At 58.5% G+C, this 14,498-nt stretch carries 13 protein-coding genes; 7 read left to right on the top strand and 6 right to left on the bottom strand.

The features are described 5' to 3' along the window. The 4 genes from KHU33_RS17915 to KHU33_RS17900 form a co-directional block, all read left to right on the top strand. The coding region (locus KHU33_RS17915; protein WP_211465384.1) for an OmpA family protein at nucleotides 1–502 on the top strand (502 nt) is incomplete at its 5' end. Nucleotides 503–948: 446 nt separating this feature from the next. Then, complete coding sequence (locus tag KHU33_RS17910) at nucleotides 949–2,499, top strand: CYTH and CHAD domain-containing protein (RefSeq protein ID WP_211465382.1); 1,551 nt, start codon at nucleotides 949–951, stop codon at nucleotides 2,497–2,499. Between the two features lie 99 nt (nucleotides 2,500–2,598). Continuing rightward, nucleotides 2,599–2,823: a hypothetical protein gene (locus tag KHU33_RS17905; protein ID WP_211441339.1), complete on the top strand. Its 225-nt coding sequence runs from the start codon at nucleotides 2,599–2,601 to the stop codon at nucleotides 2,821–2,823. Nucleotides 2,824–2,894: 71 nt separating this feature from the next. Continuing rightward, nucleotides 2,895–3,629 carry an rRNA pseudouridine synthase gene (locus KHU33_RS17900; protein ID WP_211465380.1) on the top strand — a complete coding sequence of 245 codons (735 nt, stop codon included), beginning with the start codon at nucleotides 2,895–2,897 and terminating at the stop codon, nucleotides 3,627–3,629. A gap of 37 nt (nucleotides 3,630–3,666) precedes the next feature. Here the strand turns inward: KHU33_RS17900 and KHU33_RS17895 are convergent, their stop codons facing one another. The 4 genes from KHU33_RS17895 to KHU33_RS17880 are packed head-to-tail and all read right to left on the bottom strand — an operon-like array spanning nucleotide 3,667 to nucleotide 7,276. Beyond that, nucleotides 3,667–4,290 (bottom strand): PqiC family protein, encoded by a 624-nt coding sequence (locus KHU33_RS17895; RefSeq protein WP_211465378.1) that lies wholly within the window; start codon nucleotides 4,288–4,290, stop codon nucleotides 3,667–3,669. Next, nucleotides 4,290–5,936 carry a PqiB family protein gene (locus KHU33_RS17890; protein ID WP_211465376.1) on the bottom strand — a complete coding sequence of 549 codons (1,647 nt, stop codon included), beginning with the start codon at nucleotides 5,934–5,936 and terminating at the stop codon, nucleotides 4,290–4,292. The genes KHU33_RS17895 and KHU33_RS17890 overlap by 1 nt, the downstream gene beginning before the upstream one ends. A 9-nt stretch (nucleotides 5,937–5,945) precedes the next feature. After that, nucleotides 5,946–6,653, bottom strand: coding sequence for a paraquat-inducible protein A (locus KHU33_RS17885; RefSeq protein WP_211465374.1), 708 nt, complete (start codon nucleotides 6,651–6,653; stop codon nucleotides 5,946–5,948). Continuing rightward, nucleotides 6,650–7,276 (bottom strand): paraquat-inducible protein A, encoded by a 627-nt coding sequence (locus tag KHU33_RS17880; protein WP_211465372.1) that lies wholly within the window; start codon nucleotides 7,274–7,276, stop codon nucleotides 6,650–6,652. Before KHU33_RS17880 ends, KHU33_RS17885 begins: the two co-directional genes overlap by 4 nt. A gap of 260 nt (nucleotides 7,277–7,536) precedes the next feature. On the opposite strand from KHU33_RS17880, the gene ribA reads away from it, so the two are divergent. Next, the gene (ribA, locus tag KHU33_RS17875) at nucleotides 7,537–8,211 is read left to right on the top strand and encodes a GTP cyclohydrolase II (RefSeq protein WP_211465370.1); all 675 of its coding nucleotides are present in this window, start codon (nucleotides 7,537–7,539) and stop codon (nucleotides 8,209–8,211) included. Nucleotides 8,212–8,275: 64 nt separating this feature from the next. On the opposite strand, the gene fusA is transcribed toward ribA, so the two are convergent. Further along, nucleotides 8,276–10,396 carry an elongation factor G gene (gene fusA / locus KHU33_RS17870; RefSeq protein ID WP_211465368.1) on the bottom strand — a complete coding sequence of 707 codons (2,121 nt, stop codon included), beginning with the start codon at nucleotides 10,394–10,396 and terminating at the stop codon, nucleotides 8,276–8,278. A 241-nt stretch (nucleotides 10,397–10,637) separates the two neighbouring features. Here fusA and KHU33_RS17865 point away from each other — a divergent pair, with 241 nt between their 5' ends. Next, nucleotides 10,638–12,449, top strand: coding sequence for an aminopeptidase P family protein (locus KHU33_RS17865; protein ID WP_211465366.1), 1,812 nt, complete (start codon nucleotides 10,638–10,640; stop codon nucleotides 12,447–12,449). 9 nt (nucleotides 12,450–12,458) lie between these two features. On the opposite strand, the gene KHU33_RS17860 is transcribed toward KHU33_RS17865, so the two are convergent. Next, a complete protein-coding gene (locus KHU33_RS17860) occupies nucleotides 12,459–12,668 on the bottom strand; it encodes a SlyX family protein (protein ID WP_211465365.1) in 210 nt (69 codons plus the stop codon). A gap of 465 nt (nucleotides 12,669–13,133) precedes the next feature. On the opposite strand from KHU33_RS17860, the gene KHU33_RS17855 reads away from it, so the two are divergent. Further along, nucleotides 13,134–14,486: an MFS family transporter gene (locus tag KHU33_RS17855; protein ID WP_211465363.1), complete on the top strand. Its 1,353-nt coding sequence runs from the start codon at nucleotides 13,134–13,136 to the stop codon at nucleotides 14,484–14,486. Nucleotides 14,487–14,498 lie beyond the last annotated feature (12 nt).

Here is a 14,498-nt window from a genome sequence, read left to right as displayed (position 1 = left end):
CAAACGGACCGCTGCCGGCGCAGCCATCGGCGCCGCGATTGGCGCAGTCGGCGGCAATATCTGGTCGAACCGGATGGAGGCGCAAAAGAAGGCGATGGAACAAGCTACCCAAGGTACCGGTGTGCAGGTCAGCCAGACTGCCGACAATCGCCTGAAACTGGATATCCCGAGCGATATTTCGTTCAGCAGCGGCCGTTCCGACATTCAGCCGAATTTCCGCGGGGTGCTTGATCGCTTTGCATCGACGCTGGCAGAGAATCCAGCGACGACGGTCACTATCGTTGGCCACACCGACAATACCGGCAGCGATGCAGTCAACAATCCGCTGTCGATGCAACGCGCTGCGCGGACCCGCGATTACCTGAGCGGCCGCGGCATCGCGCCAAATCGTTTCAGCATCGATGGCCGTGGGTCGCATGAGCCGCTGGTGGCCAACGACAGCGACGCCAATCGCGCACGCAACCGCCGCGTAGAAATCTTTGTCGCCGAACAACAGCGTTAAGAATTTGAAAACAAGTGTTCATGCAGAAGAATATCCACGGATATCACTGCATGAACACAACGCGAATGAATTCCCGCCACTCCCGATAACTGCGCGCCTGACATGTAATGCCGTTCAGTTAGGGGCAATTCCCCCATATGGCAGCCCCGTCATTCCCGCGAACGCGGGAATCCAGGTTACTGAGTATGGCGGGGAAAATGGATTCCCGCGTTCGCGGGAATGACGCAACGGGGGAATTCGTGCCGCCTAACTGAACGGCATTTGCGCCTGACATGAGAACTTTCTTTTATTTATTTCGTTATTATCGGCAAAGTGGTTATCGCGTCATTCCGGCGATGAAACGGGCTTGCCGTGCCCGCAATCGGGAGTTCTAGAATCCTCTGCCATGTACATTCGATTAAAACGATAGCTTACTGAAAGCATCGGTTTGGAAGTATGCTTGAAACATGGAAATCGAATTAAAACTCTTATTGGAAGCACGGGATGTCGCCAGCTTTCGGCGCCATCCTTTGTTAAAACATTACGCAATCGGTAAGCCGCAATCGCGGCAACTGACCAGCATTTACTTTGACACGCCCGATCTGCAACTGCAGCAAAACCATAGTGCTTTGCGGGTGCGCAAAGTAGGGCGGCGCTGGGTCCAGACTTGCAAGAGCGGCGGCCAGGCTGCTGCCGGCTTGCATCAACGGCCGGAGTGGGAGTCGGATATCAGCGGCGCAGCGCCGGATTTGCCTGCCTTGCGGAGACTATTCGAAGCCGGCTCGCCGGTGGCCGGATTGTTCTCGGCGCCAAACCTTGCGCATCGTTTGCTGCCGGTATTTACTACACAGTTCCGGCGCACCATCTGGCTGCTGCGGTCGCAGACCGGAGACGAAGTAGAACTGGCCCTGGATCAGGGCGAAATCCGTCATGGCGACAAGAGCGTTCCGATCAGCGAGATCGAGCTGGAGCTTAAATCCGGTGCTGCGGCGAGCTTGTTTGAGCTGGCGCTGGCGCTGCAACAGACTCTGCCGCTGCGCGCCGCCAACATCAGCAAGGCCGAGCGCGGTTACGCCATGTACGCACCGCAAGCACCGGTAGTGGCCAAGGCGCAGCCAATCAAGCTGGCGCCGGATCTCACGCTGGAGCAGGGATTGCAGATCCTGCTGGGCAACTGCCTGGCGCAGATACAAGGTAACGAAGATGGACTTGTGCATGGCGCCGATCCGGAAAGCCTGCATCAGATGCGGGTCGGATTGCGCCGCTTGCGCGCCGCGCTGAGCCTGTTTAAAAAAATCATCCCGACGCCGCCGGAAATATCCGAGCGGCTTGACTGGCTGGCGGCGACGCTGGGGCCGGCGCGCGATTGGGAAGTGCTGGCGGTCGCCACACTGGCTGATGCGGTGCAGCGTTGTCCGGATGAACGGCAACTGGAGAGCTTGCGGCAGCTTACCTTCAGCGAAGCAAACAGGCTGCGCCATGTCGCCGCGACTGCGGTGAACTCGCGTGCTTATACGCGCTTGCTGTTGTTGCTTGGAAGCTGGATCGAGGGACGTCGCTGGCGTGAAGAGTTGAATCCAGGCCAGATAACAGCGCTGTCCGCGCCCTTGAGTAAATTCGCGGTCAGGAAACTGGCCGGCCTGCAGAAAGAATTATTGCAGCGCGGCAGCCGCATCAAACAACAAGACGCCGCCCAGCGTCACAGGGTAAGAATCGCGGCCAAGAAGCTGCGTTACGCCAGTGAATTTTTTGCAGCCTATTTTTCGCCTGCTTCCAGCAATGCTTATGTGACGGCGCTAAGCAATCTGCAGGATGGCTTGGGCGTGGCCAACGATCGCAACGTGGCCGCGCAACTGCTGCAGCAGATCGCCGATCGGCATCCTGAGTTGGCAGAATCTTGCAGCCTGGCTGTCAAGCTGTTGACTTCTGATCGAAAACACAATAAACCTAAAATCAGCCGGCTGTGGCAAAGATTCGTCGCACTGCCGTTGCCGGCACGGTTGGATTCATCCCGATAGTTTGGCCCGCAAGCCTATTTGGTGCAAAATACGCTCGCCGCGCTCTTCCTGTAACACCGTGGATGAAGGTGAGCGAGGCAAGAGTTACTGGAGTGAATCATGACCTACGAAGAATACCTGGACGAAGTCACCACCTTGATGGTGGAGTTTTACGATCTGAAAGACGAAGCCGCGATCAAATATGTGATGCGCGCGCAAGCTGCGGATTTTTTCACTTTGCATGACGACGATCCCGCCATGCGCACGCTGGAGCGCGCACGCGAAGACGCCAAAACGATTTACGAACAGCGCAACAAGTCGCGGCCTGAACTGTATCGCAAATAAGCCCGGCTTAAGGCGGTTACAATGGCCGTCCGCAATTTTCCCTGCAGTTTTCCAGTTTACATATCTCATACATGACCGAATCTATCCGCCTTGCAAAACATCTCGCCGACCTGGTTTCCTGCTCCCGCCGCGAAGCCGAACAATATATCGAGGGCGGCTGGGTCAAGGTCGATGGCAAGGTGGTAGAGGAGCCGGGTCTGCGCATCAGTGCGCAGCAGCAGGTCGAATTGATGGCGGGCGCCACGCTGGAACCGCAAGATCCGGTGACCATCTTGTTTCATAAGCCGGCCGGCCTCGATCTGTTTGCCGGCCCGGCGCTGAGCGAGCTGGCCTCGCACCTGATCGTGCCAGACAAGCGCGCCGCCGACGATCGTGCCGAGCTGCGTTTTCTGAAGCGCCATCTGGTCAATCTGAATTTGATCGAACCGTTGGAAACCCTGGCCAGCGGTTTACTGGTTTTCACTCAGGATTGGCGGATCACCCGCAAACTGGTTGACGACGCCGCCAAGATCGAGCACGAATTTATCGTCGAAGTGGCCGGCGACATCATTCCTGACGGCCTGAAGTTGTTGAATCACGGCCTGAGTTTCAACCGCAAGCCGCTGCCGCCGATCAAGGTCAGCTGGCAAAACGAAACGCGTTTGCGTTTCGCTCTCAAGGCGCCGCCGCGCGGCCTGATCGTGCACATGTGCGAACAAGTCGGGCTGCAAGTGGTGGCCAGTAAGCGCATCCGCATCGGCCGCCTGCCGATGGCTGGCCTGGCGGTCGGCGAATGGCGTTATCTGCTGGGTTACGAACGGTTCTGAGCGAGTTCCCGTCTTGGCGTCGGGGCGTCTGTTGCCGTCAGCCCTGGCAGGCCGCGGCTGTTGCAGGATTCGCCTTGAATGCCATGAGATTGGCGGCAATACCGTTGACCGCGTCCGCCACTGTGCGTTGCACGCCGAGCACCAGTGCATCGATACCTGGCTCCACCGCTTCTGTGACGTTTAGCTGGCAAGCACTGCTGCGGCTATTGTCGGAACGGCTGATGGTCCAGCCGTAGGTGGCTTGCACCTGCTGGCCCGGCGCCGCGTCAAATTGGCGCAACTCGACGGCAATCCGATACACCGGCTGATCCGTCGGCCGGCCGCTGCGGCTGACATCGATCGCGCCCAGGCGATTGGCAATGCCGCTAGCCAATGCATCCCGCAATTCATTGTTGAACGGCGACGACCAGCGTTCCTGTTCGAGGATATCGACCCGGGCGCCGGAGGCGCTGGCGCTGCTTCTCACCACCAGTTGCGGCCGCGCCAGGCGTTCCGGCAAGGCTACCGGCGTTACTTCGATAAATATCTTCGAACTCTGGATTGGCGGGGCGCCGGTTGCCGGCGCCGAGAGCGTATAGAAGTGGGTCGGCGCGGAAGCGCAACCGGCCAGCAGTAGTGCAGCGGCGATGCCGCAAAAACGTGTCGACGTGATCGATATCATTATTTATTGTCCTCTTGCTTGCCGCGGATCAGTGCTTCCGGATGGCGTTCCAGGTAATCGGTCAAGACCCGCACCGACGCCGCCGAGCGCGTCAGTTCCTGCAAGGTCTGGCGGATGTCTTGCTGTAACGGCGCATTGTCGGACAGAGTGCGGTTGGCGTTGTCCAGCGTGGTGCGCACGTCCTTCATGGCCGCCGCGATTTCCGGCGCAACGTCGTTATTCAGGCTCTTGGTCAGTTGCTCGGCATTGAGCAGAGTGCGGTTCAAGGTGCCCAAGGTTTTTTGCAAATCGGCGGCAATCTGGTCGAACGGCACTTTGCTCAGCTTCTTGGCGATTTCGGCGATCTGCGACTGGATTTCATCCAGGCTGTTAGGGATGGTCGGCAGCTCGATGATGGTAGCCGAGGTATCGATGGTGACCGGCGGCGCTTTCGGGAAGAAGTCGAGCGCGATATACAGCTGGCCGGTGAGCAGGTTGCCGGTGCGCAGTTGCGCCCGTAAGCCGCGGCTGACCATGTATTGCAGGCGCTGCTTGGCGGTATAGCTGGAATGCTTTTCATCTTCGGCATACTTGCGCCCCAGCCGTTCCGGATAAATCTGCACCGCCACCGGCATGCTGAATTCGCGGCGCTTGGCGTCGTATTCGATGCCGATCGATTTGACTTCACCCAGCACCACGCCACGGAAATCGATAGTGGTGCCCGGCGTCAAGCCGCGCAGGGATTGATTGAAATACAGCACCACGGTTTCCGACGGGCCGTCCGGCTCCTTCAAGGCGGCTTCCTCGTCCGCTGCCAGGTCGAAGGTGGTGTTTTCCTTGGCCGCCATGCCCAGGTTGTCATCCGGCGACTGGAACGCTATGCCGCCCAGCACCACGGTTGCCAGCGATTGCGTGCGCAGCTTGAAGCCGCTGGCATTGATTTGCATGTCGAAACCGCTGGCGTGCCAGAAGCGCGTATTGACGCCGATGAATTTGTCGTAGGGGGAATCGATGAAAATGCGCAGCGTGACGCCTTTGCCGTCGGCGTCCAGGTCGTATGCGGCTAATTGACCGACCTTGATCCGACGGAAATAGATTGGCGAGCCGATATCCAGCGATCCGATGTCGGTGGAGTGCAGCATGTATTGCTTGCCCGAAGCGCCGAGCTGGACTATCGGCTGCACTTCGAGGCCGGTAAATTCGTCTTTTTTATCTTTGGCGGTGCCGGCGTCGGCGCCGATATATGCACCTGACAGCAGGGTCCCCAGCCCCGACACGCCGGAAGCCGCAACCCGCGGCCGCACTACCCAGAAGCGGGTGTCGGCGGCGGTGAAGCTTTCCGCTTCTTTCGATAGCTGGACTTTGGCCAGGACATGCGAGCGATCCTTGCTCAAGGTGATGGTTTGCACCAGGCCGATGTCGACATCCTTGTACTTGACCTTGGTTTTACCGGCTTCCAAGCCTTCGGCGGTGCGGAAGGTGATGGTGATGGAGGGCCCGCGTTCAACCAGGATCTTGACCACCAAGGTCAAGCCGACCACCGCGGCGACAATCGGAATCAGCCATATCAGCGACGGCAGCCAGTCGCGTTTTCGGCTCAGCTTCGGTTCCGGTAACGGCGGCACGGAGGGGGGCAAAGCTGGAGGCAGGGCGTTTTCATCACTCATTGTGTGCTTTCACTTTTCTTTTACTTGCTTGCTTTGATTCTGATCCGGCTCCAGATCGCTGCCGTCCCAGCTCAGGCGCGGATCGAAGCTGAGCGCGGCCAGCATGGTCAATACCACCACCGAGGCAAACGCCAGCACGCCGAAGCCGGCGGTAATCTTGGCGAATCCTTCAATCTGCACCAGGCCGGCCAGCAGCGACACCACGAACACATCCAGCATCGACCAGCGGCCGATGATTTCCACCAGCCGATATAATTTGGCGCGCTGCAGACGCCGCCAGCGGCTGCGCTTTTGTGCGGTCCACGTCAGTAAAATCAGGGAGGCCAGTTTAAACAACGGCACCAGAAAGCTGGCGATGAAGATGATCGCCGCCAGTTCCCAGGCGCCGGACACCCAGAAATAGATCACGCCGCTCATGATCGTATCTTCTTGTACGCCCAGCAGGGTTTTGGTAATCATCACCGGCATCAGATTGGCCGGGATGTACATGATGCAGGCAGCGATCAGGAAAGCCCAGCTGCGCTTGACGCTGTCCGGCTTGCGCAGGTGCAGCGCGGTGCCGCAGCGCTGGCAGTCTTCGTGCTCTTGCACTTCCTGCCAAACGGTGCCGCAATGATGGCAGGACAGCATGCCGAGGCCGGCAGCGGTTTGCACCGCCAGATCCTCGTTTTCGGCGGCGGTGATCGGTGCGCTATTGGCGTTGGTGCCGACGCTCATGCGGACCCTTCCTTGCTTGCTTCCGCATACGCCATTTGCCAGAAATGCCGGGGATCGAAAGAAACCACCGCAGTCAGCAATACCGTCAGCACGCCGAACGCCCACAAGGCCACGCCTGGAATCACGGTCGCCATATTCGACAATTTGACTACCGCCACCAGCACCCCCAGCAGAAACACTTCGACCATGCCCCAAGGCCGCAGGCTTTGCATGGCGCGCACCAGCCAGCTGAAACCGGCTGGCCGGCGCTGCTTTGCCAGCGACACCAGCAGGTAAAACAGAAACAGCAGTTGCAGCAGCGGAAACAGGATGGTGGTGGCCAGCACCAGCAAGGCCACCAGCGACATGCCTTCGGTGGTCAGCGACAATACGGCGCCGAACAGGGTGGTGCGGCTGCTCAAGCCCTGCAGTTCGATTTCGACGATAGGGAAACCGTTGGCGATCAAGAACATGATCAGGCTGGCAACAGTCAGCGGCAGGATCCGCTCACGCTGACGGCCGGCGTCACGCTCAAGCTCGGTGCCGCAGCGCGGGCAATGGGCGATTTCGCGCGGACGCAGCGCCACCTTGCGATACAGGGCGTCGCATCCTTCGCAGGCGATCAGATCGGGGACTTCGCGCATGGGGTATCTAAAAAAATGAGCAGATGAGATTCTAACAATAATCCGCCTTGTAACTGGCGAATAGTTGAAATCGCGCCCATCTTGCCCATATATATGGGGCAGAGTGGAGCACGGTTGCCGGAGCGTCATACGTGTTTTTTCGAATACTCGTAAAATGAAGGCTACCCGATGGCAGGTTATGTAATGTTAAAACCGCAGCGCAGCTTGCTGGCATGCCATTTATGCAATGCCATGCCTTTTATTCACCACACAATTATCTGATGAGCACCACTAATAACAAAAGCAGTTTACCTGCCGCCATAGCCGATCAAAAACTGGAATACGTGGCTTCTTGCGCGCTGCCCACGCCGTGGGCAACCTTCCGGCTGCATGCCTTTATCGAGCACGCCACCGGCAAAGAACATCTGGCCCTGACCTTGGGTGAAGTCAACGATGGCGAGCCGGTATTGGCACGGGTCCATTCCGAATGCCTGACCGGCGACGCCTTGTTCAGCCAGCGCTGCGATTGCGGCGCGCAGCTGGAAGGGGCTTTGCAAAAGATCGCCGCCGAGGGCCGTGGCGCCATACTGTATCTGCGCCAGGAAGGGCGCGGCATCGGCTTGATCAACAAGATTCGCGCCTACCAGATTCAGGACGGCGGAGCGGATACCGTAGAGGCCAACCAGCAATTGGGATTTGCCGCCGATTTGCGCGACTACAGCCTGTGCGAAACCATGCTGGAGCATCTGGATATCACCGCCTTGCGCTTGATGACCAACAATCCGCGCAAGGTAGCCGCCTTGCAGAAAATCGGCATTACCGTGGTCGAGCGGATTCCGCTGATTCTCAACCGCAATCCATTCAATACCCGTTATCTCGACACCAAGGCCGTGAAACTGGGCCACCTGCTGCCGGTTGACGGACTGGAACGCGATCTGGACGAAAACGAGATATGAAATAGGCGGTGAAATAAGCGATCAAGCAGGCCGGAGCTGCAGCAGTTCCGGCCCGAACCAAGCATCAATGTCTGGCGCTTCCCACATGCTTGGAATTCACCACCGCATCGGTCACACTGGCCGGTGCTTCCGCGTAATGCTTGAACTCCATCGTATAAGTAGCGCGCCCCTGGGTCAGCGAACGCAGCGTGGTGGAGTAGCCGAACATCTCGGCCAGCGGCACTTCCGCACGTACAATCTTGCCGACGCCGCCAGGGATGTCATCCATGCTCTGGATCATGCCGCGCCGCGATGACAGATCGCCGATGACATCGCCCATTTTTTCTTCCGGCATCTCGACTTCCACCGCCATCATCGGTTCCAGCAAGGCCGGGCTGGCTTTGCGGCAGCCATCCTTGAAGGCCATCGAAGCCGCCATGCGATACGCATTTTCGTTGGAATCGACATCGTGCGAGGAACCGAAGAACAGCGTGACCTTGACGTCGACCACCGGATAACCCGCCAAGACCCCGCTTGCCAGGGTTTCGCGCACGCCTTTTTCGACCGCGGGAATATATTCGCGCGGCACGGTGCCGCCCTTGATGGCGTCGATGAATTCGAATCCCTTGCCCGGTCCTTGCGGCTCTATTTTCAGCACCACATGGCCGTACTGGCCGCGCCCGCCAGATTGCTTGATGAACTTGCCTTCGCTCGACTCGCAGATCTTGCGTATGGTTTCGCGGAAGGCCACCTGCGGTTTGCCGACCGAGGCGTCGACGCCGAATTCGCGCCGCATGCGTTCCACCAATACTTCCAGATGCAATTCGCCCATGCCGGAAATGATGGTCTGGCCCGATTCTTCGTCGGTCTTGACGTTGAATGAGGGATCTTCCTCGGCCAGGCGGCTGAGGGCAACCCCCATTTTTTCCTGGTCGGCCTTGGTCTTCGGCTCCACCGCTTGCGAGATCACGGTATCCGGGAATATCATTTTTTCCAGGGTGATGATACTGCCCGGATCGCACAGGGTGTCGCCGGTGCTGGCTTCCTTGAGGCCGACCGCGGCGGCGATGTCGCCGGCATACACTTCGCTGATTTCGGTGCGATGGTTGGCGTGCATTTGCAGCACGCGGCCGATTCTTTCCTTTTTGCCTTTGTTCGGATTGAACACCGTGTCGCCGGAAATCAGCACTCCGGAGTAGACCCGGAAATAGCTCAGGTGGCCGACAAAAGGATCGGTCATGATCTTGAAGGTGAGGGCGGAGAATTTTTCATCGTCGGCGGCGCGCCGTTCGACAATCAGGTCGTCCTGATCGTGGCCTTTGACCGGCGGGATATCGGTAGGCGCGGGCAAGAAATCGATCACCGCATCCAGCAAAGCCTGCACGCCACGGTTCTTGAACGCGCTGCCGCATAGCATCGGTACGATCTCGCCGGCGATGGTGCGTTGGCGCAGGGCCGCCTTGATTTCTTCTTCGCTGATATCGGCGCCCTCCAGGTATTTGTTCATCATGCTATCGCTGGCGTCGGCCGCCGCTTCGATCATGCGGCCGCGCCACTCCTGAGCGCTGGCTTGCAGTGCCGGCGGGATCTCGATGTACTCGAATTTGACGCCCTGGCTGGCGTCGTCCCACATGATCGCCTTCATCTTGATCAGGTCGACCACGCCGTGGAAGTCGTCTTCAGCGCCGACCGGAATCTGCACCGGCACCGGATTGCCCTTGAGCCGATCGTGGATTTGCTGGTACACGCGGAAGAAATCGGCGCCGACTCTATCCATCTTGTTGACGAAAGCCAGGCGCGGCACGCTGTATTTGTTGGCTTGGCGCCAGACGGTTTCGGATTGCGGCTGGACCCCGCCGACGGCGTCGTAGACCATACAGGCGCCGTCCAGCACCCGCATCGAACGTTCGACCTCAATCGTAAAGTCGACGTGGCCCGGGGTATCGATGATATTGATCCGGTGGATCGGATAATTGCCGGCCATGCCTTGCCAAAAACAGGTAGTCGCCGCCGAGGTGATCGTGATGCCGCGTTCCTGCTCCTGTTCCATCCAGTCCATGGTCGCCGTGCCGTCGTGCACTTCGCCGATCTTGTGGCTGACGCCGGAATAAAACAGGATGCGCTCGGTGGTGGTGGTCTTGCCGGCGTCGATGTGGGCGCTGATGCCGATATTGCGATAGCGCTCGATGGGAGTTTTGCGAGTCATGACGATTTCCTCTGTGAGAAATTATGATGATCAGAATTTTTTCTGCAACGCTTTTTCTTTTCGTTTTTGCTATGTCTATGACGTGTGAGCTTACCCGTTTTTTCGAATGTCAGTTGCGCCAGATGCGAGACAGCGTTTTTTGCCGCCCGGTGGTATGCTTGCCGGCTTAACGGTAAGTGATTCAGCCCATTCATACAAGCCCGTCTAAACCACCTAAATCGTCTATTTCATCGCGCCCTCCATGAACTCCAGAACCTTTTCCCAGAACACCGCCGCGCCGCGTATCGCACTGCTGCGCGCCGCCATGCAACGCAGCCATGTCGACGCCTGCCTGATTCCTTCGGCGGATCCGCATTTGTCCGAGTATCTGCCGGGACGCTGGAAAGGGCGTGAATGGCTGTCGGGTTTTACCGGCTCCGTCGCCAACCTGATCATTACCGCCGATTTTGCCGGCCTGTGGGCCGATAGCCGCTATTGGTCGCAGGCGGAGGCGGAGCTGGCCGGCACCGAAATCGTGCTGATGAAAACGCCATCGGGCAACAGCTTGTTGCACCTCGACTGGTTAGCCGCCAACCTGCCGGCCGGCCAGACGCTGGCGGTCGATGGCGCGGTGCTGGGCTTGGCTACCGCCCGTGCGCTGGAGCAGGCGCTGGCCAAAGGCGGCAGCAAATTGCGCACCGATCTCGATCTGCTGGGCGAGATCTGGAGCGAGCGGCCAGGTTTGCCGCTGGCCGAGGTGTATCAACATGAAGCGTCGCATGCGCCCTTGTCGCGCGCCGCCAAGCTGGATCAACTGCGGCGGGCCATGCAGCAGCACGGTGCGCAATGGCACTTCATTTCCACTCTGGACGATATCGCCTATCTGTTCAATTTGCGCGGCGCCGACGTCAATTACAATCCGGTATTTGTCGCCCACGCGCTGGTTGGGCCAAAGCAAGCCACACTGTTCGTCGCCGATGGTAAAGTGCCCCCGGCCTTGTCCGAACTTCTGGCGCAGGATGGCGTCACGCTGGCGTCATATGAGCAAGCCGCCGATTCGCTGGCAGCCTTGCCTGCCGGCGCCACATTGCTGCTCGATCCGCGCCGCGTCACGCTGGGATTGCGGCAAGCGGTGCCGGCCGCGGTCAAGGTGGTGGAAGCGATCAATCCGACTACCTTTGCCAAATCGCGCAAGAGCGCCGAAGAGATCGCCCATGTGCGGGCCGCCATGGAGCAGGACGGCGCTGCGCTGTGCGAATTCTTCGCCTGGCTGGAGCAAGCGTTGAGCCAGGAAGCCGTGACCGAACTGACGATTGACACCCAAATCACCGCCGCCCGGGCGCGCCGTCCGGGTTTTGTCAGCCCCAGCTTTGCCACCATTGCCGGTTTCAACGCCAACGGCGCCATGCCGCATTACAAGGCCAGCGCCGAATCGCACGCCACCATCAGCGGCGACGGTTTGCTGCTGATCGACTCCGGCGCGCAGTATGTGGGCGGCACCACGGACATCACACGCATGGCGCCGATCGGCCAGCCGTCGGCCGCGCAAAAGCGCGATTGCACGCTGGTGTTGAAAGGCGTGATTGCGCTGTCTTCGGCGCAGTTCCCGCGCGCCATTAAATCCCCCTTGCTGGACGCGATTGCGCGGGCGCCGATCTGGGCTGCCGGCATCGATTACGGCCACGGCACCGGCCACGGCGTCGGCTATTTCCTGAACGTGCATGAAGGCCCGCAAGTCATATCCGGCAGCGCCGCGCCGGATGCGCACACGGCGATGGAGCCGGGCATGATTACTTCGATAGAGCCGGGTATCTACCGTCCCGGTCATTGGGGCGTGCGGATAGAAAATCTGGTGCTGAACCAGCCGGCGCAGACTACCGAATTCGGTGAATATCTGCGGTTTGAAACACTGACCCTGTGCCCTATCGACACGCGCTGCCTGGATCTGAGTTTGTTGCGCTGCGACGAGATCGATTGGCTCAATGCCTATCATGCCGAGGTGAGGGCGCGTCTGTCGCCGCATGTAACTGGCGCTGCCAAGCAGTGGCTGGAGAGCAGAACCCAAGCGCTCTGAAATCGATAATCAATAATGCGGCGGCCGTTCATTGACGGTCTGGCCCGCATTGTTGCTGTCCGCAGCATCTTTAATCCGTTGCGCCAGCGCGCCGCAAAGCGCCTCAAGCTGGTCTATCTTCAATTGTTGCCGATACACCAGCTTGTTCAACTCATCCAGAATGTCATCCTGGCGAGTGAGCTTGATTTCGATATCGACCATGCGGTCTTCTTGATTCATAGTCGGTTTCCTTTTTTTGAAGGGCAGATGGTAGCGCAATAGCGCCATTCAGAAGCCCTTAATATGCGGTTCCTGCATCAGTTTGACCGGGCGGAAATCCGGAATGGATAAAAAGATAATTCCGGATTTCCGCACAAAAAATGCCGGAAATATTTCCGTCTCTATAATTTCCCTCAATAAATCAAATACTTAGATTTTGTCCCTGAGCTGGCACGAAGTCTGCGATGCTTAGCGTAAAAATACTATTCATAGGAGACAAAAATGCTCGACAAGATAGCCCCGCCTCGTTGCCTGCGGTTTGAAATTTTGAATTCTGCCCGGCAGTAACCTCATCCGCGATTTCCCCCCTTTGCTAGTTGCGCCTTCCAGATGGCATGATGCAGCTTGCACGCACGCTGCAGATGCACGGTGACGCAGAGGCAAGATCATCGGGATTGCACAAAACATTAAAACCAGGAGATAACCATGTCCACACTTCACCCGTCCGACCATGCCGCAGCGGCGGATACCAGAAAACGCATCTTTGCCATCGTCGGCGCCTCGTCCGGCAACCTGGTTGAATGGTTCGATTTTTACATTTATTCGTTTTGTGCGATTTATTTTGCGCCGATGTTTTTCCCTAGCGGCAATCCGACCACCCAATTAGTCAATACCGCGGCCATCTTTGCGGTGGGTTTCCTGATGCGGCCGATCGGCGGCTGGTTATTCGGACGCATCGCCGACAAGCATGGCCGGCGCACCGCAATGATGATCTCGGTGCTGATGATGTGCGGCGGTTCGCTGATGATCGCCTGCTTGCCGACCTACGCCAGCATCGGTATCGCCGCGCCGGCGTTGCTGCTGCTCGCGCGCCTGTTCCAGGGCTTGTCGGTGGGCGGCGAATACGGCACCAGCGCCACCTACATGAGTGAAGTCGCCTTGCAAGGCCGGCGCGGATTTTTTGCCTCGTTCCAGTACGTGACCCTGATTGGCGGCCAATTGCTGGCGGTGCTGGTGCTGGTCATCCTGCAGCAGATCCTGACTTCCGAACAGTTGCATGCATGGGGCTGGCGCATTCCCTTCGTGCTGGGCGCGATTTCTGCACTGGTTGCTCTGTATCTGCGTAAATCGCTGAGCGAAACTTCAACCGCGGAAACCCGCAAAAACAAGGACGCGGGCACCTTGGCAGGCTTGATGAAACATAAAAGAGCATTTCTGACGGTGGTGGGTTTCACCGCCGGCGGCTCTTTGATTTTCTACACCTTCACCACCTACATGCAGAAATACCTGGTGAACACCGCCGGCATGAATGCCAAGACAGCGAGCACGGTAATGACCGCTGCGCTGTTTATTTACATGCTGATGCAGCCGCTGTTCGGCGCGCTCTCCGACAAGATCGGCCGCCGTACTTCGATGCTCTGGTTCGGCGCCCTGGCAACGGTGGCGACAGTGCCGGTTTTGCACGCGCTGAAAGACGTCAGCAATCCTTACGCAGCGTTTGGCCTGGTTATCCTGGCGCTGGCGATCGTCAGTTTTTATACCTCGATCAGCGGCCTGATCAAGGCAGAAATGTTCCCGCCGGAAGTGCGCGCATTGGGTGTGGGGCTGTCGTATGCGGTGGGTAACGCGATTTTCGGCGGCTCTGCGGAGTTTGTCGCACTCAAGCTGAAAGAGTTTGGCGCCGAATCCAGTTTCTACTGGTACGTCTCGGCCATGTGCGCGATTGCGTTCATCGTCAGCTACCGGATGCGTGATCCGAGCAAGGAAGGCTATCTCAAGGACGTCCCGCTTGAAGCCTCAAAATATGCGCCCGAAGGCGCATCCGCAGCGTCGCGTTAAAAACTGTCAGGC

Source organism: Collimonas silvisoli (genome assembly GCF_018305005.1).
GTDB classification, from domain to species: Bacteria; Pseudomonadota; Gammaproteobacteria; order Burkholderiales; family Burkholderiaceae_D; genus Collimonas; species Collimonas silvisoli.
Note: the sequence above shows the minus strand (reverse complement) of the source record. Positions and strands in the feature narration are given on the sequence as shown.